The 25,148-nt window shown below is 32.8% G+C and carries 21 protein-coding genes; 14 read left to right on the plus strand and 7 right to left on the minus strand.

The genetic code is table 11. The annotated features are described in order from the left end of the window. Positions 1-342 precede the first annotated feature (342 nt). Entirely contained in the window at positions 343-1,569 is a 1,227-nt protein-coding gene (locus DMB65_RS04535; RefSeq protein WP_110305491.1) for a hypothetical protein, read from the minus strand. A gap of 250 nt (positions 1,570-1,819) precedes the next feature. Here DMB65_RS04535 and DMB65_RS04540 point away from each other — a divergent pair, with 250 nt between their 5' ends. From DMB65_RS04540 to DMB65_RS04575, 8 genes are all read left to right on the plus strand, one after another. After that, positions 1,820-2,689 carry a hypothetical protein gene (locus DMB65_RS04540; protein ID WP_110305492.1) on the plus strand — a complete coding sequence of 290 codons (870 nt, stop codon included), beginning with the start codon at positions 1,820-1,822 and terminating at the stop codon, positions 2,687-2,689. 37 nt (positions 2,690-2,726) lie between these two features. After that, positions 2,727-3,500 (plus strand): hypothetical protein, encoded by a 774-nt coding sequence (locus DMB65_RS04545; RefSeq protein ID WP_110305493.1) that lies wholly within the window; start codon positions 2,727-2,729, stop codon positions 3,498-3,500. A gap of 413 nt (positions 3,501-3,913) precedes the next feature. After that, positions 3,914-7,645: a hypothetical protein gene (locus DMB65_RS04550; RefSeq protein WP_123955263.1), complete on the plus strand. Its 3,732-nt coding sequence runs from the start codon at positions 3,914-3,916 to the stop codon at positions 7,643-7,645. A 1-nt stretch (position 7,646) separates the two neighbouring features. Then, the gene (locus DMB65_RS04555; protein WP_110305495.1) at positions 7,647-8,756 is read left to right on the plus strand and encodes a trypsin-like serine peptidase; all 1,110 of its coding nucleotides are present in this window, start codon (positions 7,647-7,649) and stop codon (positions 8,754-8,756) included. Between the two features lie 636 nt (positions 8,757-9,392). Next, positions 9,393-9,824: a hypothetical protein gene (locus DMB65_RS04560; protein ID WP_110305496.1), complete on the plus strand. Its 432-nt coding sequence runs from the start codon at positions 9,393-9,395 to the stop codon at positions 9,822-9,824. A gap of 13 nt (positions 9,825-9,837) precedes the next feature. Further along, positions 9,838-11,655 (plus strand): DUF4365 domain-containing protein, encoded by a 1,818-nt coding sequence (locus DMB65_RS04565; RefSeq protein WP_110305497.1) that lies wholly within the window; start codon positions 9,838-9,840, stop codon positions 11,653-11,655. A 98-nt stretch (positions 11,656-11,753) separates the two neighbouring features. After that, on the plus strand, positions 11,754-12,407 hold the full coding sequence (locus DMB65_RS04570; protein ID WP_123955265.1) for a hypothetical protein: 654 nt from the start codon (positions 11,754-11,756) through the stop codon (positions 12,405-12,407). A gap of 47 nt (positions 12,408-12,454) precedes the next feature. Then, entirely contained in the window at positions 12,455-13,420 is a 966-nt protein-coding gene (locus tag DMB65_RS04575) for a potassium channel family protein (RefSeq protein ID WP_110305499.1), read from the plus strand. Positions 13,421-13,886: 466 nt separating this feature from the next. Here the strand turns inward: DMB65_RS04575 and DMB65_RS04580 are convergent, their stop codons facing one another. From DMB65_RS04580 to DMB65_RS04605, 6 genes are all read right to left on the minus strand, one after another. Beyond that, the gene (locus DMB65_RS04580; RefSeq protein WP_110305500.1) at positions 13,887-15,617 is read right to left on the minus strand and encodes a hypothetical protein; all 1,731 of its coding nucleotides are present in this window, start codon (positions 15,615-15,617) and stop codon (positions 13,887-13,889) included. Between the two features lie 524 nt (positions 15,618-16,141). Continuing rightward, positions 16,142-16,915 (minus strand): hypothetical protein, encoded by a 774-nt coding sequence (locus DMB65_RS04585; RefSeq protein ID WP_110305501.1) that lies wholly within the window; start codon positions 16,913-16,915, stop codon positions 16,142-16,144. A 113-nt stretch (positions 16,916-17,028) separates the two neighbouring features. Further along, a complete protein-coding gene (locus DMB65_RS04590) occupies positions 17,029-17,775 on the minus strand; it encodes a restriction endonuclease (protein ID WP_110305502.1) in 747 nt (248 codons plus the stop codon). A 139-nt stretch (positions 17,776-17,914) separates the two neighbouring features. Next, positions 17,915-18,724 (minus strand): ImmA/IrrE family metallo-endopeptidase, encoded by an 810-nt coding sequence (locus tag DMB65_RS04595; protein WP_110305503.1) that lies wholly within the window; start codon positions 18,722-18,724, stop codon positions 17,915-17,917. Beyond that, positions 18,711-19,115 carry a hypothetical protein gene (locus tag DMB65_RS04600; protein ID WP_089478281.1) on the minus strand — a complete coding sequence of 135 codons (405 nt, stop codon included), beginning with the start codon at positions 19,113-19,115 and terminating at the stop codon, positions 18,711-18,713. Before DMB65_RS04600 ends, DMB65_RS04595 begins: the two co-directional genes overlap by 14 nt. After that, positions 19,105-19,707 (minus strand): hypothetical protein, encoded by a 603-nt coding sequence (locus DMB65_RS04605; RefSeq protein WP_110305504.1) that lies wholly within the window; start codon positions 19,705-19,707, stop codon positions 19,105-19,107. Before DMB65_RS04605 ends, DMB65_RS04600 begins: the two co-directional genes overlap by 11 nt. A gap of 108 nt (positions 19,708-19,815) precedes the next feature. Between DMB65_RS04605 and DMB65_RS04610 the strand changes: the two genes are divergently transcribed. Genes DMB65_RS04610 through DMB65_RS04635 form a run of 6 tightly spaced genes read left to right on the plus strand, consistent with a single transcriptional unit; the run spans position 19,816 to position 25,123 of the window. Then, positions 19,816-20,130 (plus strand): DUF3892 domain-containing protein, encoded by a 315-nt coding sequence (locus DMB65_RS04610; RefSeq protein ID WP_110305505.1) that lies wholly within the window; start codon positions 19,816-19,818, stop codon positions 20,128-20,130. An 8-nt stretch (positions 20,131-20,138) separates the two neighbouring features. Then, entirely contained in the window at positions 20,139-21,119 is a 981-nt protein-coding gene (locus tag DMB65_RS04615) for a nucleotidyltransferase family protein (RefSeq protein WP_110305506.1), read from the plus strand. Continuing rightward, the gene (locus DMB65_RS04620) at positions 21,120-22,784 is read left to right on the plus strand and encodes a ThiF family adenylyltransferase (RefSeq protein ID WP_110305507.1); all 1,665 of its coding nucleotides are present in this window, start codon (positions 21,120-21,122) and stop codon (positions 22,782-22,784) included. After that, complete coding sequence (locus DMB65_RS04625; RefSeq protein WP_230470607.1) at positions 22,784-23,245, plus strand: Mov34/MPN/PAD-1 family protein; 462 nt, start codon at positions 22,784-22,786, stop codon at positions 23,243-23,245. Before DMB65_RS04620 ends, DMB65_RS04625 begins: the two co-directional genes overlap by 1 nt. After that, the gene (locus tag DMB65_RS04630; RefSeq protein ID WP_110305702.1) at positions 23,238-24,065 is read left to right on the plus strand and encodes a DUF6602 domain-containing protein; all 828 of its coding nucleotides are present in this window, start codon (positions 23,238-23,240) and stop codon (positions 24,063-24,065) included. The genes DMB65_RS04625 and DMB65_RS04630 overlap by 8 nt, the downstream gene beginning before the upstream one ends. Before the next feature lie 2 nt (positions 24,066-24,067). Continuing rightward, positions 24,068-25,123 carry a nucleotidyltransferase family protein gene (locus DMB65_RS04635; protein ID WP_110305509.1) on the plus strand — a complete coding sequence of 352 codons (1,056 nt, stop codon included), beginning with the start codon at positions 24,068-24,070 and terminating at the stop codon, positions 25,121-25,123. Positions 25,124-25,148 lie beyond the last annotated feature (25 nt).

The raw sequence follows: 25,148 nt of genomic DNA on the forward strand, positions 1-25,148 counted from the left end.
GTCTTTGTGTGGGCTGTCAGGGATTACAGTCGAACACCTTGTGCCTATTCTAACTCTATTTAGCGAAATTTAAAATCATTAATTAATTGAATTACATATAGTTGGGTATTTTTTTAATCAGGTTAGTAGCTATGCTTTGTAATAACATATTGATTGCATTTTTATAATACTCATGTTCAATTCGGATTAAATCATGTCGAAATCAAGTGAATATAATGTGTGAGGGTTCTATCGAACACAGATTGATTGCTATTGCATCCGCATAATTTTCTTAATAGACCTTAGTATACTAGAAAATCCCGGTAAATTCAGCGATTGAGAACGTCATTACCCAACTTAAACTTATTTGAAATTTGTTTTCAAACGTGTAAACTCTTGCATAACCGGATTCATATATCTGGGTAATACTTGCTCGCTCGATTTTGAAAACATTATCGAACCGATATATTTAAAATCATCAATTTGCTTTGTGTCATATGAATGTGATTTAATTGCTAAATGACTATCAATCATGTAAAATGCTAATATCTCGCTTTTAGCATGTTCGACCCTTTCACGACTGTCTAGGTTATTTATTTCATCTAAATCGTAAATATACATTTCTGTAACGAAAAGGACGTTAACTATTTTATTCGCTTCAATCCGTCTCGCAATTTCATTAAATTTTCTGTATACTGTAGTTTTGATCGAAAATCCGAAAGTAACTAATTCAAACGTATCATCACTATATAATATCAGGCAAGTCGGTAATAGCGATTTTCCCATTTGAAAAATCACCACATGCATCAGTTCAAATTTACTAAATAAGTCACCGTTAGGATACATTTTATTTAGATTCTCAATTGGAACTCTTGTCTGACCTGAACCGGACAATAGTGCAATCCTTGAAGCTTTCTCAAAATATTCTTTTTTACAGTAAAATATATAGTCGTCAATGAAAAGCAAATCTTTTGGTACGCGATAGAAATTCATCTTATCTATTTTCCTTTCGAGTTCATTGGATAATGTACGATCCTCATTGATTGCCTTTTTCATGTCTGCTAATAAGAGTTTCATTTGATTTATCCCTAAAATCAAATTATCATATAAATCTTCACTATGACCATATTCATAAAATAAAAACTCTGCCGAAAACATCACTTCTAATTGACCGAAGCTTATAAATGTCGTCCGCAGCGAATCGACTATCGTTGAAATTTCAACATCATTATCAATGGTAAAAACTAATTCAGGTAGTGACAAAGTCTGACCAGAATAGATACTAATTACAATGCGTTTTTCCAGATTAAAGGGTTGTTGTTTAAGTACCTCGTTCCGCTTTTCTATAAACCATTTACCGACATCATTAACTAGGTACTGATCGCGCAACTTTTCGTACGTAGGCATGAATAAAGTATTAGCCAAAGATTTTTGCAGCACAAAGGTGACATTTCTATATTCCGAAAAGAAATTATCCAGATAACATATATTGTCGAAGAAGTTTGTCCCTTTTTCAAATTTTTCTAAACTGTTTAAGGCGCTATAAAATTTATGCAGTGCCGGATATAATAGGCCTCTTGAGTTATTCATTTATTTTTTTATTAAAAATTAAAGATATGAAAAAACAAATCTAACATCTCATCTAATATGCGTGCATTACGGCTTAGAGTAGTTTAGGTCGATAAAGTACGCCATATAACAGCCTGTAACCTCAATTGCCATGTTTTTAGTAGCTGGATGGGGTTACACGAATAAAGTTTATCTTCGGCAGATAGAACTCTGCTCGCTTTGATCGGCAACTGCCGTTACAGGCGATACGTTAGCACCAATTTAAAAAAACATGGAGAAATTTATAAGACTTTCAACATTTGAGAACAGAAAATTTGACACAATTAAAAATATAAGTCAAGAAACTTTTGATGAGATTCAACTCGATTCTGAAATAATAAAAGTTGCTTATACACAATTTGTTATTTTCAAAAATCTTCAAATGAACGGAAATGAATATTCGAAATTTTTAGAAAAAATATCTGATTTACATATTGGAACTGTTGATATTAAAAAAGCACATAGTCAAGAATTATTATTCCAAGCAAATAGAGTGATTTTGAATTTGCTATCTTCATTTAAGTTTTTTCTCGATAATGGGGAAGCACATTTAAAAAGAAAATATGGAAAAGACTCTGATGAATCTAAAGAGTTTAGAGAACTTACAAGTTATGAATTTGATAATGTTTTTGCATATCGCTTTTTAATAAAATTGAGGAATTATTCTCTTCATTTAGGTTTTCCGCTACAAGGGCTAGAACTAAAAGCCGAAAAGAATATTGAATCACCATTAAAAACGACCGGAAGTTTACAATTATCAATTGACCTCGATTTAATAAAAAAAGAGAAAAGTCTTTTAGGAAAAATTGTTTACGATGATATTAAGAATCTAGAAGAAGATATTGATTTAAAACCTTTGATTGTGGATTTATCTTCATCTATTCTAAAAATTCAAAAATTTATTTTTACTAAACAAAAAGAAGAAATTGAAAATGCTATCTATAATTTAGAAACTTTTGCTGGAAAATATAAAACCAAAACTAATGATATAAAAGTATTTAATAATTTGGAAAGAAATGGAAATCAAGTAACTTTTAATGCTTACCATATTCCATTTGAAGTAATAACTGAATTTAAACGATATATAAAAAACTGGTGCTAACAGCTACCACACATTTTGACAAATTAATCGATATCAAATGATAAAAGAACTCATTGGTAATGGCGCTCATTGGATAGTTTACAGAATTACAACTGTCGAAAAAAACTTATCTAAATCTATAGTTTTTAAAGAGCCTTTAAAAAATCAAAATCGAGATAAAAACATTACGAATTATAACTTAATACTCTCTAGCAACTTACCTACCTTATCAAGGTTTTCAAAAAAAAATATTAATGCAGTTGAAGGAATAGAAGCAGAAGACTTGAATCCAATAAATTGCGACGGTTATTACGTTAGTCCTAATACAGTAAGGGCATCTGAAAATTTTGCCAGTTTATTATTAAAGTATATTCAGAATAGTCAAGAAATTATACCTGATGAGTATAAAGAAGTTATCTCACATTATATGAAGCATCCTGAAAAAATAGCTAACGATAGAGATAAATTAATCGAGATGAAAATTTTAAAAGGCGCTGAAAAATATGTTTATGAAAATAAAATTAGTGCAATTTCAAATTTTAACAGCTTTTTAATTAAGTCAAAAACTGACATGAAAAAAGCATCTGATAATAGGTTAGAATTATTTACTGACGCATTCTTTTTTAGAATTTCTGAAACAACCAAAGAAATCGACTATAAGATTGCCGATTTTGACTGCATTATCTCACACGAAAAAACTAATATATCTCAACTAGATTTGCTAAAAGGAAATATGATTTATTTTGAAACAGCGCTGATTGAATTTATTGAGTTCTTCGTTGAAAAAGTTCATAAGGAGGCATACATAACTGAATTAAAAAACGTGTGGTAATAACCGTTTCACGCGAATAAGCTAAGAATTTTGGGAAGAAAAACATCTTTAAATAAAAAGAACGCCATTGTCTTCCAATGGCGTTCTTTGTCTTTGTGTGGGCTGTCAGGGATTGCAATGAACACTTAATCCCTATTTTAACATTTTTTGAAAATATAAAATGAGATCTTTGGTAAATACATTCCTGTGCTTCAAGTTAAAATACCCTCTACTGCCTCCGCCTATTCATAGGAGTACCAATATTGACTTTTAGTGTTCTCCGACGTCAACATTAAGCCCAACAAATGTTCTCTACATGTCAAAGATAATTGGACTTATTTTTAATGAATTAATATTTTTTAACACAATATTAATATTTTATGTATTTTTATGGGACTGACAACCAGTTTGTTAATGATAAACAAAACCACACCATGAAAAGCTTTATTTTACTATTACTGCTTGTAAGCAATATAGCTTCAGCACAAAAAAATGCACCGGTTGCAGGGCACGCCGCACGGTTAGTTGACCTCTTAAAAAAAGATTATAACGCTACCGATATAGCGCTGCGAACCGAAACCATCAATAAAGACATGGAGGAAGTAATTGCTACACTCATGGTTTATGCCGATGAAGATGCTAAAACAAACCTCGCTTCGGCAGCAGTACTAAATCCAAACACGCTGTCGGCTTATCAGGATGCTATTTATGCATACAATAATTTTAATAAGGCTAGTCAGGGTGTTACATTTTCAAATAGCACTCTCGGCCAAAACCCTGGCTTTACTGCGTTGAACGATGCTTCAACTATACTGACGAAAACTAAAACAGATTTTGACAACCAGAAATACATTCATAATATTACAGCGTTGTATGCAATAAGAAATCATTTTGAGATAACCAACAGCTATCTTTCTCACATAACCTATTTGTTCATACAAAAATTTAATAATGCTAAGAGCCTCAACTTCGATAATTTTGCCGAAACGAATTATACATCATCAATACAGAAGGCATCGCCATTCTTCGGTGGTGATCTGGCTTTCAGTGAAGCCATAGATGGACTGAGCCGTTTTTTGGCACAACGCATAAAAGACGAACTCACCACTTATGCTGTTGAAAAGATACAGGACTACCTGAACAACCCAAAGCCGGAAAGCTATCTTAATGAGCTTATGGTGCTTTTACCTACCACCACGTCTTACCTAAAAACATTTGATGCCAGCCGCACCCTTAATTTTGTTGATGACCTTAAGCAGTATATAGAAGACGATTTAAATAATCTTATTGCTAATGCTGCCAACCTGAAAAACACGCCACGGTTTAAGAAATATATTGCCGACCACCCTGATCTTGACTTTGCTTTTGAAGCGCTCGAAATATTGCCGCAAATATCAAAACTTGAAAACCCGATAGATTATTTTGACATGCTCGAAAACAGCCGCAGCATACAGCGGTGGGCCAGCAGTTATGAAGAGGGAAAAATACAGGTGACAGCTTTACCAGATGCCATCAAAATATATTACGAGTACACAAATGAAGCTGATCCTATTGTCAAAGCCCTTCTGAAAGGTAAGCTTGACATTATTATAAAACAATTGAAAATTTATGATGACAATAAAATTTACATAAATTCATTTAAAGACCTGACTGAAAAATACAGGACAACTGAAATAAATGGCTACCTAAATGCTGCGGATAATAAGATTGTCGACCTTAACGAAGCATTTACATTAAATAAATTATATAAGCTAAGAATTATAAAAAGCCAATCCTTAGACATTGAAGAAATTCTTGATCCCGGGTTTATAACAAAGCTTGACAATGCCATAGTAGAACTTGACTTAAAAATGTGGAAGATCAATTCGGAAAAAGCAAAGATTTTTAATGGTATTTCATTATTGGATAAAGAAGAGATTGATTCCAGGGCAAATAATGTATATGAACTTCTTAAAAATATTCTTATAAATTACAAAGCCGGAAATCTTAACGAATTATACAAGAATATTGAAAGCTTAAGTTTAGTAGATATGGTTAACATACCTACCAAGTCAAAGACAGGAGCTAAAATAATAATAGATAGGTTTATCGAAATCAGAAACATCCAATTTCCAGAATTAAAAGTCTTTATCAACAATTCTACCTATCGTGATACCGGATATAACACCTTTTCGCCAAACTATGATTTCACCGCGGGGTTTACATATGAAGCACTTTTTAATAAAGAAATGGAGCTCATAAAAAGTAAACTTGAAACTTCTGACGATAAAAAATTTAAAGATGCTGCAACTGCAGTTTTTACTCATTACGAAACTCTTAATCCCGGCTTATTAAAAACTGCTATTGAAAATTACAAAAAAATAAATACTGCCAAACCTCCAATTCAATATAATATTGCCAATACTATAAAACTTGCCTCTATGCTTGCACATAGCCTGATGATTGTAGAAGACAGCAAACCCAAATTTGCTAATACGGCCTTTATGTCGGCATACAGCAGCGAGGTTAATTTTTACCTGCTGTATATCGGCTTTTTACAGCAGCAGAACAAAAAGTATTATAATGTGGGTTATCATCTGCAAAACCGTTATAAGCAACTGGATTTCTCAGGCCTGATGGCAAATTTCCCTGCAATAAAAGTAACTCAGAAAGCGGCGGAGTTTAAAGTGGTTTCAGGTAGCCTTATTAAAATAGCATCGAATGCCGAAAAACTTCACAACAGCTTGCTTGATATTAAAAAAGCGAATGCCGCTGGCGAAAAAATAACTGCCGAACAAGTGCACAGTCTTACAGCCGATGTAATCGATTTTTCGGAAGATGTATTGTTTACAGCAGACACATTAGTTGCTAATTCTTCATTAAAATTGCTTGGGGACTTTGATGTAAAACCATTAATCCACAAAACTACACCTTACATTACCACAGCACGTACGGTAAATGACATATTCTTAGACCTGCATACTAAAAACTACACAACAGCAATCATTAAGGCTATAGAGATACCTTCAGCTTTTGGTAAGAGTAATGATCAGTTTAGTTTTTATAGTGAAATGCTTACGATTACTAATAATTTAAACTCGGTACAGCAACTGCAGAACCTCAAAAAATTATTTGAATACCCAAGACTGTATACCAATACTGAGAAGCTGGAAAACCAAAAGGAACTTGCCAGGTGGATTTTAGTTTCTTTACAAAGCAACCCTAAACTTTCGGGATTTATAACATATTTTGATCCTGTATACAATTTAATAGATAGTGGAAAAGATCATGATGCTAAATTTAGTAGCTTAATGACTCAGCTTAAAAAGAACCTTCTGACCAGCAATTTCTATTCAAAATATGCAGAGATAGATGTTACTTCATTAAAAGATAAAGTTGGAAATTATTTATTGAAAAAAGGGGTAACGATTACTGTTAAGGATGAAATAATTAAGAGTGTTGATAGTATACTGAATAATTCTGTAAACTATTACCTTACAAATGATATTGCGTTAAAAGAAAAACTTGAAGATGATAAGAAATTGTTAATTACTAACCTGAAATTTTACCTTCCTGAAATGTTCCCTGATATCTTCCAGTTTAAAGATGAAAACACTGTCAAACTAATACATTTTGTAAATGACGTTGCCAATTCAGACAGTGCCGAAGATGTTGAGAAAGCGTTAAATACATTTGCCCTGCCACCAGGAAGCTCTTCGCTTAAAGAAAAAACCCGAAGTTATTATTCTGTAAATGCTTATCCCGGCTTATACGGCGGATTTACGACAGCCTCACTTGAAAAGGGAGACTCATATACTGCGGGCTTTACAGCACCAATAGGAATTTATGCCCAGCTTGCATCCGGAAGGTCAGTAACATGGGGGCTCTTTATGCCTGTGATTGATATTGCAGCCCCAGTAAGGTTGCGTCTGGGAGACAATACAGAACAATTACCCGATCTTGAATTTAAAGATATTTTCAGTCCGGGGCTGTTTCTAAGCATAGGTTTCAAAGGCCCATTTGCGGTAAATGTGGGGGTACAATATGGCCCAAGCCTAAGAGGCTTTACTGAAAATGAGAATGACCCGGCATTAAAAAACGCAATAGAAGAACAGACTTTTTATTTCAGCACGGCTCTGACGCTTGACATACCGCTATTCACAATTCACGCCCATTCAAAAAATTAATATGAAAGCTATACTATCCTTATCACTGGCATTTCTTTCGACTATGTGCTGGGCACAGGTGGAGAAGGCCATAAAGCAAGAAGCGAAAACCCTTGTAAAGAAAATGGAGGCTGACAAGATAATTTTTGAACGGAACAGCGTTGACCAAATACAAGAAAAAAGTAATAATTTAAAAAAAGAATCGCTGGCAGAACCTGCCGCCGCAACGTTTGAGTTGCAACAGGCTAAAATAAGTACTGAAGGAACGGAATGGATGGGCGAAAAAGCAATATCAGTGTCTGTAGTCCCCTCATTAGAGGAAATTTTTAATCCAAAACGACTGCACGGGCCCGCACAGTTTGACAGCCGGATTGAAATTGCACAACTGAAACCCGATGTTGATTGGCAAGTGGCAATACGCAAATGCAGCGAATCTGTTGCCATGGTGGTAGAAAAAGAAAATCTCACCAAAATCTCTCGTAATCAATACCAGCTCAATACAGCGGTGACTCTTGGCAACAGGTACAATCTTTGTACCGGCCAGGCCTTTGCTAACCAGCTGACGGTAGGTATAGGTACTGCCTTTATTATAGATGAAGACATAATGATGACAGCTGCCCACGTGTTGCAGCGACCATTAAAAGATTATGCCATAGTTTTTGGCTACCGAATAATAAACAGCCTAGGCACAGCCGAGACAGGCATAGCGGCTGAGGATGTATATTATCCCGTAAGCCTGGAAAAGAATTATGGCGACCTTGACCTTATAATATTTAAAACAGACCGGCAGCTGAACCGTCCTGCCTTGGAGTGGGAAAAATCAAAAGCTCTGAAGAAAGGCGACGAAATCTATATGCTAGGTTACCCTATGGGACTACCCCAGAAACTTGCCATTAATGCTGACTTATCCGATAATTCTCATCATCAGTATTTTTATACTTCGCTTGACAGTTTTCAGGGTAATTCTGGGTCGCCAGTATTTAACTATCAAACACATAAGATAATAGGCGTACTTGTATCAGGATATGTAGATTATGAGCTTCATGGTGATTGTTATAAAACTGCTATATGTCGGCAACCATATTGTACTGGAGAAAAAGTAATGCGTATTGAGTTAGCTTTTGATGATTAATTGTAAAAGCTAATTTATAAAAAGTATTGTTTCTTACTAACGTTTAAAAGAGATGATTTGGAGGGGAAAGTAGTCAAACCTCACATCGATGAATTATATAGTATAATTGCTCAAGATTATCATAATTGGGGATTTCCACGAATTTGGCACTGTAATAGAATCGTTTATGGTAGAAGTATATAATCAGAAATGAGCTTTATATCAACTGCCCTCTTTTAATACGGTATATATTTTGTTAGACACTTATGTTAAGTAGTGATATAAAAAAATATTTAAAGAATAAAACTACTGTGTTTCAGTGGCTTTGTTTGTTTTTGTGCGAGCTGTCAGAGATTGCAATCGAAAACTTAATCCCAATCTTAACATTTTTTGAAAATATAAAATGAGATATTTGGTAAATTGAGAGGGATGTTGCGGTAGCATTTTTTAAAATTTATCTTTATTCTCTTTTCCTGACCTTTAAAAATATATCTATGCCAAATTTATCTAAAACTTGCTTTTTCACTGTCTCTTTATATGATCAAGTGCTGCATCAACTGCATCATCTTCTCCATCGTTTAATGTACTATCATCACATGTTTATCATTAGCAACAACTATACCAACAGCTTTACTAAATCAAACAGGCAGCCAAATCATGAAAAGACTCAAAGATAACTTATTCGCTATAGATGTACCATTGTGGAGTACGCAACATGAACTTTACTATACCTCAGATTATACAGTAGTTAAATACCCTGCTCCCTGGGGATGGGGAAGAATTAAAATTCTGAAGGAAGAATATAAAATCATCGGTACTATTACCTCAGACACCATTGATTTTGACCCTGCACCATTTTTGTCTTTAAGAGTTGCTGAAGACACACCTCCTTATCAGGAATACAGATTACATGATTACTTTGGTATTTTTCCTTCGTACACCGAAAATCCCGTTGAAGCTTTTCGATCTCTTTTCTATTTTTATTATCTCCCTGATAATCTTCCGCTGGATTTTGACGAGTGGCCCGAAGAACGCGTAATTATTCAAGACAAAATACTTTTGTTGCAAATGGTTAACTTTACCTCTTAAAATTGGTAACCTTATGAAACAATATGACTTTGACGATGTGAATCTCCCTAAAGTAAACCCGAATGAAGACCTGGAAACAATTTCTAACAATTATTTCAGGCCACTTTTTACCGTAGACAAATTTGAAATACGCTCAGAAACCGCAAGAGACAAAGGAATCGATTTTCATATTGAACTTAAAAAGGAACAATCATCGGGTGATTCGGTGTATACGAATTTCAGATTCGCTGTGCAGCTAAAGGCAACCGAAACGGTTCAGGCAAATACCGACGGAAGCTTCAGCATACAGATTTATTCATCAAACATTAATTATCTGCTTAATAATGGGATGCCCGCCTTTTATGTTTTTTATCACCAACCAACCCTGTCGTTTTATTATGAGAATGTCAACAGTTTTGTAGCTGAGCTGCAAAAGAAAGATGGCGAATGGAACAAACAGGAAAAGCACTCACTACGATTCAGCAAGCTGCTTGACGCTACCGTAATAGCGGATATTTACAAAGAAACATTTGACAACGGAATTTTATTGCGGCAACTTAACCAGTTCCTGAAATTTCCTGTTGCGAAAGATAACGTCGGCGGTGTTATTATCGATGCCAATAACGAGGTTTACAGCGTAGCCGAGAACATTGCCTACATCGATCAATTCGGACCGGATCTCGTCAATGGGCACCAGTTTAATTTTATCATTGAAATTGAGCAGCGATCGCACCCGCGAGCAGAAGTTCCGCCTCGATTTAATCTCATTTGTGGAATCGCATATTTCCAAAGAGGAAACATGTATAAGGCGATGGAACTTTTGAAACTGGCACAACAAAAATTGCAAAGCTTTGAGCCTGAAGTGCAGGCGATGCTCACCTATACTTTGCTAAATACTAAGTTCTTATTGGGTATTATGAGCAAACAGGATTTTGACAAGGAAATGTTAAAAATTACAGATACTAAAAATTCAGGATCGTTCTTCGCCATCGAAAAAGCTTATAACGAACTTTCAAGCCATAAGGTTAAACCGTCAATAGGCATCAAAAAGTTCTACAAAACGATACGTGACATTATTAAAAAGGACCAACGAAACGCACATATGCGAATTACAGCTTATGCCAAAATCCTGGATGCTGAAGCGATATTACTTTTTCATGACCTGGAAATAAACTTCACTTATATTATCAGGTATACTAAAAAACCATTGGAGAGCAAGGTCTATCTGGAATTTCTTAAACTCGGAAAGGCTTACCTGCAACGTATGGACCTGCTTACTGATTTTGCCTTAAAAAATGGATACTTCCTCGGCGTCAGTAATCTTGCATCATCAAAAATAGAATGGAACTACAAGAAAATTTTTCACAAACATCTGCTCAGCCACTGGAATAACAGATCATTTGACCTTAATGCACCACTGAATCAGAACGATATAGCCAGCCTTGTTGAAGGTTGTGAAAAACTGGATAAAATTGCGGGTAGTTACGAAATGCTGGAACATCGTGAGAATATGGTTTCGTGCCTTAATACGAAATATGAAATACTGCATTTTCTCGGGAATATCGAAGAAGCAAAACTAACGAAGGAAAGAATTGTTAACATTATTGAAGCGAACGATTTTGTAGGACTGAAGGCCCGGCACGAAGACATGATTAACGGACGTACCGCACACGAGCGGTTTATTAAAGATTATACTCTTAGATTAAACGGGATTCAGGATCTAATTGATAAGATTGGAATTGAAATTCCCGACGACCTTTCGGAAGATATATATGAACGGAATGAAAAAGAACCTGAGTGGACCGTTTCCGATTTTTTTGAATTTAAGTTCCCATACCAACCTGAATCATGATTTGTCAACTCTGTACAGAAGATAAAAAACTCATAAAGAATTCGCATATCATCCCGAATTTTCTTTATCGGGGATTGTTTGATGCCAAGCATAGGCTTGTGAGTATAAATCTTGATGATTTTAGTGACGCTATTTACCACCAAACGGGGTTTAAGGATAAGGACATCCTATGTGAGCAATGTGAAAACGAGGTGTTGAGTAAGCTGGAACGGTACGCTGCCAATACGATTTTTGGTGATCATACTAAACTTGAAACAGAACAGTTTGCCGGTGATGCAATACACGTTCCTTATATCCGGTTTAAAAATTTAGATTACACTACTATTAAGTTGTTCTTATTATCTATTCTCTGGAAATCACATATTTCGAAGAATCCATTTTTTAGCCAGATTGATCTGGGTCCAAAATATGCTGAGCAATTGCGGAAAATGATTTTTGAGAATTATGCTGGGCCCGAAGATGCTTTTGAGGTTGTATTGGTCAGACCTGACACTAACGGAACGAGACCTACAAAATCAATGGTTGCACCACGATGTATTAAAGAAGACAGCAATACTGCATATGTCTTCCATATCAATGAAATCATGTATCATTTTAATATTTCTCCACATAACAAACTATCAATGTTTGAAAAGGGTATCATTAAAAAAAACGGCATCTTAGATATTGCCATTATCAAAGGTGAATTTGGGGCAGGGTATTTTGATAGTTTTATGGGCAAGAAAATCAAGCTTAATCCAAGGCATTCATAACCATAAACAATTCAAAGAAGGTTACTTTAACTGATTATATTTTAATTATGAAACCAGAAATAATACAGGAAGATATTTTACAAAGAGTTATTTTCCCATCACAAAATAATCACAGTGATTATATTGACAATGACATTAGAAGGATATTTGAAGCAGATGGAAAACACGAATACGAAAACAAAATATTCAATGAGACAGTTGCGTTGTGCCTGCCTGACACGAAGGTAAAAATTATAATACGAAATTGTGATTTCAAAAAAGGGTTGGTTGTGCGCAGAACTGATGCAGGCAGCGATAAGGAGTACAGCATTCACATTTATAAAACAAATATTCCAAATAAGCTTGTCCTGCCTTCCTGGGATGCATGTAATAAAATTGATATTGATACTTGCAAAGTTGACAAACTTTATGTAACGGGAAAAAATAAAAAAATCAGTTTTTATAGTTCTACATTATCTGAATTTCATGCGGAATATGGGCGGTGTAAATTATTTAAAGTAGAAAATTCGGCTATAGAAAAATTTTCATTATTTAAGTTTGAAAGTTCTAAAGTAGAATTTGACACTGACGACCTTGCTATACGCGATAAAAAAAGGTTCATTACCAGAACGGCGCAAACATTTGACGAAGTTTCAGAAATCTATCATAAGCTTGTATTGAAAAGTGCCAAATCAATAAAAGCCAAACGCCAAATTAATTACCAGCTATCGAAGGCCACTTCAAATTGGACAAGTTTAATTTTCGGGTATTTTTTTAAACCACTTTATGTGATATATTGGATGATTGGGGTTGTAATAGTTTATGCCGGATTGTACCATTTATTGCTTCACATCAATTTTGTACAGGCTCTTTATTTTTCGGCTTATACATTCTTGACAATTGGATTTTCAGATGTCGGGCAGTTGTCTGATGCTTCCATTGCGAAAGCAATTTTAATTTTTACGGAAGGATTGTTTGGAATTACTTATTGTGCTGCATTTTTAACATCAATAATTAATTCTTCAAAGAAGTAAGAAAAGGTCTTCTGAATTAAAGATTTTTTAGATAAGATATGAAATGATTTTCAAATAACTCCCCCTATGATTTTCCTCGACAAAGGCAGAAATAAATTTATTCAAAGCCGTTTTTAAATTTTGATTATCAGGTTATGGATACTTTTATTATTTTAATTCTTTTTTTTTACTAGGATTAATGCGTTACATAGGAAAGCATGTTTAAAGAATGGCGCCTGTCTTCAGTTGGCGCCATTTGGCATTGTGGGGCTGTCAGGGACTACAGTTGAACACTTGATATCTATGTTGACATTTTTCGAGAATATAAAATGAAATATTTCGTAACGTTTGGCCGATAAACGAGGTTGCTGATCAAAGCGAGCCGAGTTCGCTCTGCTGAAGATAAATAATGTTCGTGAAAAGCAACTTCCGACTACCTAAATCTCGGCAATTTCGACTTAGTGGCGGTTAGACGCTGACATAGTAGTTAAACCAATACATCCCGAATGAGTTTTTTAATAACAAGGTTTTCAAGTTTAGCTGCAATTGGTGAAACATTATCTTGATGATCTTTCCAATGCATGCCCTCATTATAAATTACTCCAAGTAAATAATGTGATTCTGGAGAAACTACACCCATTTCCTCTGCTTTTTCAAGTTTGCTTCTCGTTTTATGAATTGCCAAAAATGTATCCCTTGCTTGCTGACTTTGAAGTTTATTATAAGCTATTTCCTCGATTCGTACGCGAACAGCACCGCAAACTGCAAATGGGTCGTATGGTTGATTGTTTAAATAGTTTTGAGCTTGGTCTGTCAAGTATTGGTTAAAGTTGTTTGCTTCTCCCCAAAGTTCACGAATTCCTAATGCTCGAAACTCGGCACGTTTATTAATTACACTAGGATCGTAATGAAGTAGGTATTTTGAAACATCGTTCTGAATTGACACATGTTCTCTATTGCGCAACAATGTAGTCATACTCGGATTAACCTGAACTGTTGATGCATCTAAAAAGTAAACCTTTTGATTGCTAAAAGCAAAATTTTTAAAATACTGTGGATTTAAGTGTGTTAAGATAAGTGGATATAATCTTTTTCCTCGTGAAGAATATTCTTTTATAAGATTGGTTATATAATATTGTGCGGCTGTTAAATTGGCATCATCAAGATAATCGAATACTTCATCAATTATCAAAATATTTGCTTCCTTTTTCAATTCTCTTTTAGCTTTAAATAGCATAGCAATAAAAGTTAAAATATCTCGCTGACCATTAGATATACTTACAGCTGGAGGAAATTTTACAATCAATTTCCCTCCCGTTTCGCTGGCTCGAATATTTTGCCATGTACTATTAAAATCTGCTAAAGTTGTATCAAATTCTTGTTTGTCTAATCGATAGTTGTTAAATACGCAAGCATTTTTGAAAGAATCGGGATTCTGATTAAACATCCAGATTAATTGAATAGCTACGAGATAACTTTTTGACTCTGAGTTATAACCTAAGTCAAAACTATGAATAAGGTCACCTAAATTATTTAAGTAATCAATTTGTTTTAGTTCCTGTAGCTGATTATCTCTTATCCAATCGGTTAATATTTGCGTAGAGCCAGTTTGTAAATTTATTTGGTCAATGACAGCATTAGTCTGTGCGTTAATTCTGTTTCCATTTGCACGTTGCAAAAATTGATATAGTTCACTGATTTTTTGCATCAAAGTAAGATTTGATAATGCAGCTGTAGCATTCGGTAAAACTTTAGAATTAGATCCAAATCTCTCCTGTAAATCACGATAAGAATAATCAAATCTAATTCTATCCGGTATACGATCAATCAAAACAATATCTTTTATTTCTAAACTAGCAGTTGCCCTACCATAGATTGATCCGATTCCACGTGGTTTCGTGTTATTATTAATTACAAAATAATCGAATTCAGTACTTATCGAATTTGTTGTATTAGTCGCTTCGACATTGACGATAGAATTGTCGGGCTTTTGGTATTGTAATCTAATTCGAGGAAGGTTAGCGGTATTGCATTGATAACAGTCATCATCTTGCAATATTATTCTTCTATTGTTCATTGATTTGAAAGCGGTAGCTAGAGAACTTTTTCCAAATCCATTAGGCGCGACAAGTAAACTAGGTTTATTTGGAAAAATGTCAAGATTAAAAGTTTTACGATGAATTCCTTTTATGTTTTCTATTTCGATAATTTTTATCATATTGATATAGTTTTAAATTGACTGAGATATACGTTTTACATATTTGTAACTCAGAAATAGATAGTTATTTCTGCCAAGATATAACAAAGTAACCGTTGATATTTACGGATTTCCACAATGCTTGTGATTAATTTATATATGTTTGCTCTTTTAAGTGATCTACCTTAATCATGGGTGCTTATGCGCTACGTAATCAAGCACAAGTTTTTACAATAGTACACAAAACTGAATACTACAATTGATGTTTTTAATAAATTGAGATCTGTTTTTGAAACAATAAAAATTAAGCTAAGTAATTTATGAAGTATGTTAACAAAAAAAAACAACGCCATTGGATCCGATCGCGTTGTTTGTCTTTCTGTGGAGTATCAGGGACAGAAATCCAAGACTTAATACCAATTTGACGTTTTTCGACAATATGAAGTAAATAACTGCTAACGTTTCGATTGTAACCGTCAGTCAGGGATTAAAACGAACTGAGTTTTCCTGCCGAAGATAAACTTTCTTGGTGAAATTATAAACTTCTAGTTATCGGAATCTTTGCGATTGAGGTTACCTGTAGTTGCTGTCTCAAGAATTTTCAACCGATTACAAAGCAAATCTCTCATTTGAATATCTAGAGCCTCAACCTTTTCAAATTGATTTTCTGTTGTTTCTTTGTATTTGTTTTGAATCGATAAAAGTTCTTCAATCATTTCATACCTGATTTTTGATTGTTCGGAAGGATTATTCTTTTCAATAACTAAGCGCATTTCAGCTTTTATAAATGCGTCAAAAAGAGAATAAGTAGTACTTGATACGATTTTATGTAATTCAATTACTTCAGCAATGAGTTCTTCTTTTAAAGCAGTAAACTCATTATCATGCATAAATAGTGTAAGATGTGCAGCAGCCAAGTCATATTCATATTGTCTTTCTTGATATTCTAAATAAGTCAGCCTATTGATTTCTCTATAATTTTCTAGATCATATTTAAAAAATGAAAATCTAATTAAAGAATATATCCAAACAGATTTTCGTTTGTTGAAATCAAATATTGCTTCTCGCTCAGCTGATTTTATATCTAATTGATGCTGATTAGTAAGTAAAAGGTGAGCTTTTAAAAATTCATTTTGTTGCAATAAATCAGATTTTATATGTTCTATAATTTCAGTTATTTCTCCAATATCTTCCTTCGTTGCTTGATTTGTTGCTTTGGATTCGAAATATTTAGGCCAGTAAATTTTAAATATATAAAATACAGATAAAGAGAAAATGATAACAGCAACTTCTAAAATGTAAGGTATAATTTTTTCCATTAGATCATTATTTAGATGCACGTAAATACAATTAAAGCTAAAATTTCGCCGGATGAGCTCTTTGCGTGTAAAAATAACAACTTTCGGCTTCCATTGTTAGTGAAATTTTAATTTTATCGACGTAATTCTTCTTTAAATAATTTGTCAAATTCGACCAATCCTTCGGTACAGATTTTTTCTAAATGAAGAAAATAATTTTCATATGAAGTACAAAAATTAATATTTAATTCTCTCATATAATGAGGGAGAAAATTATCAAACATTTCTATGTCAAATTCTTTGGTCTCTTCATTTTTGTAATCAATATTTGCTGAGGCAAAAACGGGGTTAAAATATTTTTCCGTCAAGTAGTGATATTTTTCAAGTTCATCTTGAGAAAGTTTTGAAAGTTGTTCTTTAAAGAACACCATAAAACCGACACCAACATAATCATATAAAGGTTTTGTCGTCTTGGAAATGGCAATTAATTTTTTTCTGATCCATTCTGCCCTGAAGGTATTTTCAAATTCAGGCCAATTGACTAATTGAACATTGGTGTTTTTAATTGCATTAAATGCCCCACTCTGAAAGCCCATCTTTGAAATTATAAGTCCATAATTGGCTCCATAGTCATTTATAACTGTACGAAAGGAGTGCACAACATGTTTTGGAACTTTTTTTTTCCAGAATTTACATTCACAAATAATTACGCTTCTAGACACTTGGTTGCTTATTTCTGCATACACATCAACATTAACTTTTTCCCTCACCGTAATTATGTCTTTTTCTGTTTCACACAGATAGCCACATACAGTTAAAATCTCCGCAACTTTGTTTTGTAAATCTTTCCATGTTTTTGGTTCATTTTCGTATATAGTCATTTATTTTATATAAGTTTCTCAAGATTTATAAAAGTCATTTTATGCATCATATCAATCTAGTTTTGAACAAGTGTATTCCAATAAACAATTTGTAATATTTAGATTTAATTGTACAAAAGATTAGAAACAATAATATGCTTTATTCTTCCCAAACTACACTTATTATAGTTTTAAGTTGCTTATAGGGAATACAATATTCGAAAAAATCGCTATCATCCTCATCATCTTTTAATTCGAACCATGTAGATTTATATATTGATTGCGCTTTATCTTTTCCTGAATATAAAAAATCATATTTAGCATCAATATATTCCTGAGCAACAGAATCTTCAGGAGGAGATAATTTAGTAATTTCTTTAATCTTTATCCAATAACCATCTGACTTACTCCAATATTTAACTTGACCATTATTAATAAAAACAACAAATAAGGGATAGATATTTAATGATAATAATCTATAAATAATTGAGGTTAAACTGGTTTTGAATCTTTCTGATAATTCTTTTACTAAATCTGGAGAGAATTTTTTTTTAAATGCAGCTTTCCGTATTATATCTTCCGGCATTAAAAGCTCTGATGCAAAATCGTTAGCTTCCCATTCCTGAATTCCTTTTTTTGCTTGCTGCTCTGCATTATTAAACCAGTTTAGTGTATTGGGTGTTTCATCGTGAATTTCTAAATCTAGTTTGTCATGTAGTAAAAAATGTCCGATTTCATGGGCGACAGTAAACCTTTTTCTCTCTTCAAACTGAATATTGGAGTTTACTTTTATTAATGTTTTGGAATTACCTCTGATAATTTTACCGTCCGAACTTGGCAATTTTTCTTCTATTAATGTTGCTCCAAGTCCGGCAACAAAAATATCCAAAGGAATATCAGTAATTTCATCGAAGCCAATTTCTTTCAATAGCGCTTTAGCTCTATTTGAACCTCTACTATTTCTGATCATTTTCCAATTGTTCCAGTAGTTCTAATAAATTTTGATCTTTAATAATTTCTTTAATCTCATCAATTCCTAGATTATCTAAATTTCTATATTGTACCTGAAATTGATTATTTGCAATTAAAGATTTTAAATAACTAATTGGTTTGTCAATATTTTTCTCGATTGCACTTTGTAGTAATGCAGAAGCTTTTTCTAATAAATCGTTGTCTCTCTGCTTATTAATATAACCTTTTAAGAGAAATGAATGTTTACGGAAATTTTTAAGAGCATAATTTTCAATATCATTAATATCGAAACCTTCCTCTTTAAGAATTTCATCATAGGTACTAGAATCTCCGTCAATAATTTGGGAGATAATTGCCTCGTCTATCTTTTTGATGAAGTTATTTTTCATAATTCAACACTTTCAATTTTTCTTTTATAAATGGTAACTTGCGATCTAATCGCTTTTTAATATTTGTCAGTTCATCGATCCCGATACCTAATAACTCTGACAAATCGTTTCGTTTCATACCATTAATTATATATGGTTCAAACAATAATAATTCATCATCTGTCGCTCCCATAGCTGTTAATTCATCATGGCATATAGATAATAATGATTGGTAATCGGAATCGTCAAAAGACATTTCGACATCATTATCCATAATTTCAAATGTTTCATTTGCTTTATCAAGCTCAGCGTTTAATGTGTTTGAAATGACACTATCTAATGCACTTATTATCTGCTTTCGGAAATCAGGAAACTTATCAAGATACCAGTTCCGCCCCCCTTCTCTTAAAAAGGCTTCGATTGTATCATTAATCATGTCTTCAATCATAATACCTCTAAACCCCTTTTGATGATTGTATTTGATTCCAAAAACAGTCTTAAGCCTTATGATAGCGTGTTTGAAAAGAATAGCATAAAATTCCGAAGTATACACCTCCTGAAGTGCTCTGCATTTCTCATCAAAAGTTGCAACTTTTCTATTATCTGACTTCATTTATATAGTAATGCTTAAATTTTAGAAAAAATTTCCATAGCAATGGCAATTTATGAAATTTATATAGCATTACAATGTATACGAGAGGTTTAACTTAAAAAATAAATTATGAGCAAGTCAGCAAACTATTTAATATCTGGTGTTTGGAAAGATTCGAGTGACAATATTACACATGTAATGTTGCATCCGGTAAATGATGGAGATTCCTTCAGCATGGGCGTTAAAACTTCAGAGGGAGATACCATAGCATTACTAAAAAAAGGTAATATTATTAAGACTGTAGTATGGGATTATCCTGGCTTTAGTATCAAATCTAAAGTAACATATGTGCAAAGCCATGGAAAGGAATATTTAAGGAGCGATGCAAATGCTACAACAAAGGATAATTTAGACAATTTAATATCAATGAAAGCAATTAAATAATTATAAATATGGATAAGAGTTTACATTTAGATTCGGTAATTAAAACGCATCAAATTACCAAAGAGGAGCAGCTTTTAAATAAGCACAAAGACAAAAACAAGGAAGTTAAAGAGGCTTTAGAGCAGAAGTATGAAAGTAATATTTACTCTCCTTTTAATTCTGGTTCCTATGCAAAAAATACTGCTATGAATACCAAATTTGATTTTGATATGGTATGCCCTTTTAAAAGAAATGCATTTGGTTCTAATGGCACATTAAAGCAGATGTATGAAGATGTTTTTGATTTTTTATATGAGAAATATAAAGATGACGCAAATGTCAGAAAGCAAAAAGTTTCTATTGGGATTGAGTTTTTTGCCGATGAAGACGGGGATATTGTCAAAATCGATGTGGTGCCGGGGCGGGAACTAAATCAAGACCAATACAAGGATGATGAAAACCTTAATCTTTATGTTTACTATAAATATGGAAACTTTGACCAAGGCAGTGAGAGAATCAAAACCAATGTACAAGCTCAAATAAAGAATATTAAAGATAGAGCAACCAAAGAAAAAGATTCCATTAGAAAGGTCATTCGTCTGCTTAAAGTCTGGAAGAATACCAAGTATAATAACCCTGCGAAATCCTTCTTTTTAGAATTGATTACAATTAAAGCTTTTGACAATAAAGATGTGTCGGGGAATTTATGGGGTAAGCTAGAAACCGTATTGCAATATATCCGTGACGAAGTTACCGGCGAAAGTTTTACATTGAAAGATCCAGGAAATGGTTCTAATGATTTAATCGATACTTTAACGACAACAGAGAGACAGACTCTGTCTGATGATATGAAGAATATGCTTGAAAGAATTGAGGATAACGATGAAAATATCAAAACGTATTTCCCTGAAAATTCAAAATTTCTTGAGGAAGAAGAAAGTGACAACAAATACGAAAACAAAGGAAACGGATTCTATTCTAATCCACCAAAAAATGAAAGATTCGGTTAAATGATAGACAAAAGACTAAATACAATCCAGCAAATTTTTTCTGAACTAAATGGGATTTCAATTGAGACCTCATTTAGTTCAGATTTAGAATTTAATATAGTTGGAAAAATTAAAGTTCCAGTTGAGTCAACAGACGATTGCTTGTTTTTTGATGTTAAGATTTATCCTGAGTACCCATTAAAAAGAATGGATACAGAATCTATTACTTTTTCCAACAGCGATTATTTAGAATATGGTCATGTGATGGGAGATGGATCTATATGCAGACACACTTCTCACCAGACTGATTTAAAGAAAAAAATTGAGATCGATATTAATTCACTAAAAAGATGGATCTGGAAATATTACTTAAATAAAGATAATGACAAGCATTATGAACATTTGATTTTACAGCCTAAAGAATTTAAGGGCAATCATTTTTCTTTTTTGTTTACTGAAGTCGACCATATTTTCAGCAATCAGCAATTTGGTTTTTTCGAGTTTTCAAAAATAAATAACGGACTGTATCATGAAAAGGTTATTTTTAATAATATTATTCAAGAATTCAGAGATTCTTCAAGTAAAAAGGTTACAGAGTGTAAATGGAGTAGTGCTATAAAACAATTATCCAACAAAGACCTTGGTATATATGTTTTTTTAGATAATCCTCCTGCTAAGATGGGTAAATTTATAATAAGCAATTGGGAAGATCTAGAGGGTTTAGTTAATCAAAATCTTCATAATTTCCTCTATAGTGTACAGAAAACCAATTTGAAACTGAATGGAAAACCAATTCCTTTTTTAATAGGTTATAGGGTATCAGATAAAGAAATACATTGGCAGGTTGCTATTTTAGAAATCGGAAAATTTCCAATTGAGTCTTATAAAGAAGACAAAGTATGGAAAGGTGGATTTATTGATGAAGATATTGTATGGGGTATCACTAAAAATTGTTCTTATGATTATTTCTTTGGCAGAGGTAGATTAACCGAAAATATTACTAAAAGCAAAATACTTATTATTGGGATAGGCGCAATAGGTAGTATGGTTGCCAAGACATTGACAAGATGTGGCTGTACAAGCATTGATGTAGTTGATTATGATATTAAAGAGCCTGAAAATGTATGTAGATCAGAATACTCATTTTTGTCAGGAATTTGTAATAAAGTAGATGATTTATCAAATGAATTGTTCTTAATATCTCCTTTTGTTGAAGTCGGAATAATTAATCCAATATTGTTTCATGTTGATTCAAAAATAGCACAAGGATTGAACAGTACTAATACTGAATTGCAAAAAAAACTGCTTCATTATGATATTATAATAGATTGTTCTACGGATAATGATTTGCTATACATTTTAAGTAAATTAGAACTTAATCGACTGATAACATTATCAATAACTAATAATGCTAAAGACCTTGTTTGCTCAGTTGAACCAAAGAGTTATAATTGGGTAATGAATCAATATGAAAATGTTCTGGAGAATGAGATGGAAAATTTACATAACCCAACCGGATGTTGGAGTCCAACTTTCAAGGCTTCATATAATGATATTAACACATTGGTCCAATTTGCCATTAAGCATATCAACATAAAATTAAGTGATAGCAATAAGAACTTGAGAAACTTTGTCTTAAAAACGAACGAGAGCGATGTATTTTCAATAAAATTAGATGAGTTTTGATGTATAGAATTAATGAATTAGGTTTAACACTGGAAATCGAAGATGATTTATTATGCAGTTTAATAGATATTGGAATAAAACATTATCCGAATGAATTTGGCGGCTTTTTAATTGGCAATTATTCAGAGACGCAGACTCATTTAATAATAACCAACACAATTTTGCCAAATAAATTTAAAGGAACACCCTACTTATTTGAAAGGGATACGATAGGTATTGATGATAAATTAAAGCAATTTTATGCTGAGGAACCCAAGAAATATTATCTAGGTGAGTGGCATACTCATCCAAATAATTTACCAATCCCCAGCAGTACTGATATCAATGCCATTAATTCAATTGCTAATCACCCTGAGGTTTCAATTAAAAATCCTTTAATGCTGATTATAGGTTATGATAAGCCCAAGGTTGAACTTGGTTTTTATGTTCAATTTAAAAATAAATTATATAGATATGAGTAATAAAATAAATATAAGTGACTTATTTGCTGGATTGCAAAATCAAATGGTTGCGCAATTAAATACTAATAGAGAATTTATTTTGCATCCTGGATCAAAAGGAGATTCTTTAGAAAACGTTTGGATAGAATGGCTGAGAAAATATTTACCTAATAGATATTGTGTTGACAAAGCAATAGTAATTGATAGTACAGGAAGTTTAAGTCATCAATTAGACTTAGTGATTTATGATCAGCAATATACGCCTTTCGTTTTTACCCAAAATGGCATTCATTATATTCCCGCTGAAGGTGTATATGCAGTTTTTGAAGTTAAGCCTGATTTTCAGGGTAATGCGGCTGGTGATAATTTTTTTGAATACGCCGGAAAGAAAATTGAAAGTGTAAGGAAATTAAAGAGAACATCAGTCGGCATAATTAATGCTGGAATACCTCAAAATCCTCGAGCACTGACAAAAATTGTTGGAGGTATATTAGCTAGTACTAATACCTATTCAAAGAATAATAATACGATTGAATCACATTTAAAAAATTTAACAGGATTGCAAAGTATTGAAATGGGATGTGCAGTAGATTATGGGAGCTTTTATGTAAATTATGATGGTGAGGAAAATATATCAAACACAAATTTCGAGGAACGTATAACAAATTACTACCTTGAAAGGACTTTTAGTAGCACAACGTTTAGTGAAAAGGAAAATTCCTTAGTCACTTTTTTTCTTCAACTCACAAGATATTTGCAACAGTCTATTGGAACAGTAGCAGCCATAGACTTGAATGCTTATGCAAAGGCTGTTGGATTTGAAATTGATGAAAAGATATAAGTATGAATAAAGGAAAGAAATATGCTCAAAATGGGGCTTTAGTATTCGGAATAGGAAATGCAATTATTAATGCATTTAAACAACTCAACAGTAATGACCCAAACAGCGAATTTGATTGGAGTCAACTTTTTGTTGCCGCAGGTAAAGGTGCCTTAGTTGGCGGAACAGGAGGATTAATTTTAGGTGCTATACGTGATAATAAGATGAATAAAGTCCTTTTGGAATTTAATAGTGTCCCAAATTATCTCCATAAAACATTGAATCATTACAAAGATGACAATACCTTACTTTTGAACAAAGCAGAACAATTAAAATCAAACTTTCAGTCCAAATTTAAATCGGAGTTGGCGTTGAAGCCTAAAATTACTGGTTCAGTTGTTAAGGGCACATCTATTTATGGCTCTGATGTAGATATTCAACTTTGTTTTAAAAAAGATTTTGGCTCTATTGCTAGTGTATATGATACTATTTCTGATTATATCTTTGACGAATTAAAAATCAAAGAAATTAAAGAAATAAGAGAACAAAAACATTCTATTGGAATCGGAATTCAACTCGAAAACGAGGTTAAAAGAATAGATATAATTCCAACTCGTTTAATTGAAAATGGAAAAAATGACGTTCAGTTATTTGTCAATAAAATTGGTTTTTTTGAAAAATCAACGTATAAAAAGACAAATCATGAAAAGCAAATGTTGTCTCTAAAGTTAAATTATAGAGAGCAAAGAATTGTAAGATTACTTAAAATTTGGAAGGTTGAAAATAATTTAAAAATTAAATCTATTTTTTTAGAATGGTTAGCTAAAAAATCTTTTGAATCAAAACCAATTACAAATAAAATTGAGAAAGATTTAACCAATGTAATTTATTTTATTGCACGAAATATTGAATTCATCAGAATTGTTGATACAGCAAATTCAAATAATGTAATTTCTAACACACTTACATATGAAGAAAAGAGTAGTGTTAGTCGTTTTTGCTTTAATATGCTAGACAATTTGAGAGTTGATAAACGAAACATTATAGATTATTTTCCTAGTTTGGAGCCAACTATATAATTTTTTATGGAAACTTCAATCCCAA

Source organism: Flavobacterium cheongpyeongense (genome assembly GCF_003202435.1).
GTDB classification, from domain to species: Bacteria; Bacteroidota; Bacteroidia; order Flavobacteriales; family Flavobacteriaceae; genus Flavobacterium; species Flavobacterium cheongpyeongense.

Coding starts and splice junctions, on each gene's coding strand:
- DMB65_RS04560 (WP_110305496.1), top strand. CDS start 9,393: ATGAAAAGACTCAAAGATAACTTATTCGCTATAGATGTACCATTGTGG.
- DMB65_RS04625 (WP_230470607.1), top strand. CDS start 22,784: ATGTATAGAATTAATGAATTAGGTTTAACACTGGAAATCGAAGATGAT.
- DMB65_RS04585 (WP_110305501.1), bottom strand. CDS start 16,915: ATGGAAAAAATTATACCTTACATTTTAGAAGTTGCTGTTATCATTTTC.
- DMB65_RS04595 (WP_110305503.1), bottom strand. CDS start 18,724: ATGATCAGAAATAGTAGAGGTTCAAATAGAGCTAAAGCGCTATTGAAA.
- DMB65_RS04545 (WP_110305493.1), top strand. CDS start 2,727: ATGATAAAAGAACTCATTGGTAATGGCGCTCATTGGATAGTTTACAGA.
- DMB65_RS04555 (WP_110305495.1), top strand. CDS start 7,647: ATGAAAGCTATACTATCCTTATCACTGGCATTTCTTTCGACTATGTGC.
- DMB65_RS04565 (WP_110305497.1), top strand. CDS start 9,838: ATGAAACAATATGACTTTGACGATGTGAATCTCCCTAAAGTAAACCCG.
- DMB65_RS04630 (WP_110305702.1), top strand. CDS start 23,238: ATGAGTAATAAAATAAATATAAGTGACTTATTTGCTGGATTGCAAAAT.
- DMB65_RS04590 (WP_110305502.1), bottom strand. CDS start 17,775: ATGACTATATACGAAAATGAACCAAAAACATGGAAAGATTTACAAAAC.
- DMB65_RS04540 (WP_110305492.1), top strand. CDS start 1,820: ATGGAGAAATTTATAAGACTTTCAACATTTGAGAACAGAAAATTTGAC.
- DMB65_RS04575 (WP_110305499.1), top strand. CDS start 12,455: ATGAAACCAGAAATAATACAGGAAGATATTTTACAAAGAGTTATTTTC.
- DMB65_RS04535 (WP_110305491.1), bottom strand. CDS start 1,569: ATGAATAACTCAAGAGGCCTATTATATCCGGCACTGCATAAATTTTAT.
- DMB65_RS04600 (WP_089478281.1), bottom strand. CDS start 19,115: ATGAAAAATAACTTCATCAAAAAGATAGACGAGGCAATTATCTCCCAA.
- DMB65_RS04550 (WP_123955263.1), top strand. CDS start 3,914: ATGAAAAGCTTTATTTTACTATTACTGCTTGTAAGCAATATAGCTTCA.
- DMB65_RS04610 (WP_110305505.1), top strand. CDS start 19,816: ATGAGCAAGTCAGCAAACTATTTAATATCTGGTGTTTGGAAAGATTCG.
- DMB65_RS04605 (WP_110305504.1), bottom strand. CDS start 19,707: ATGAAGTCAGATAATAGAAAAGTTGCAACTTTTGATGAGAAATGCAGA.
- DMB65_RS04635 (WP_110305509.1), top strand. CDS start 24,068: ATGAATAAAGGAAAGAAATATGCTCAAAATGGGGCTTTAGTATTCGGA.
- DMB65_RS04580 (WP_110305500.1), bottom strand. CDS start 15,617: ATGATAAAAATTATCGAAATAGAAAACATAAAAGGAATTCATCGTAAA.
- DMB65_RS04620 (WP_110305507.1), top strand. CDS start 21,120: ATGATAGACAAAAGACTAAATACAATCCAGCAAATTTTTTCTGAACTA.
- DMB65_RS04615 (WP_110305506.1), top strand. CDS start 20,139: ATGGATAAGAGTTTACATTTAGATTCGGTAATTAAAACGCATCAAATT.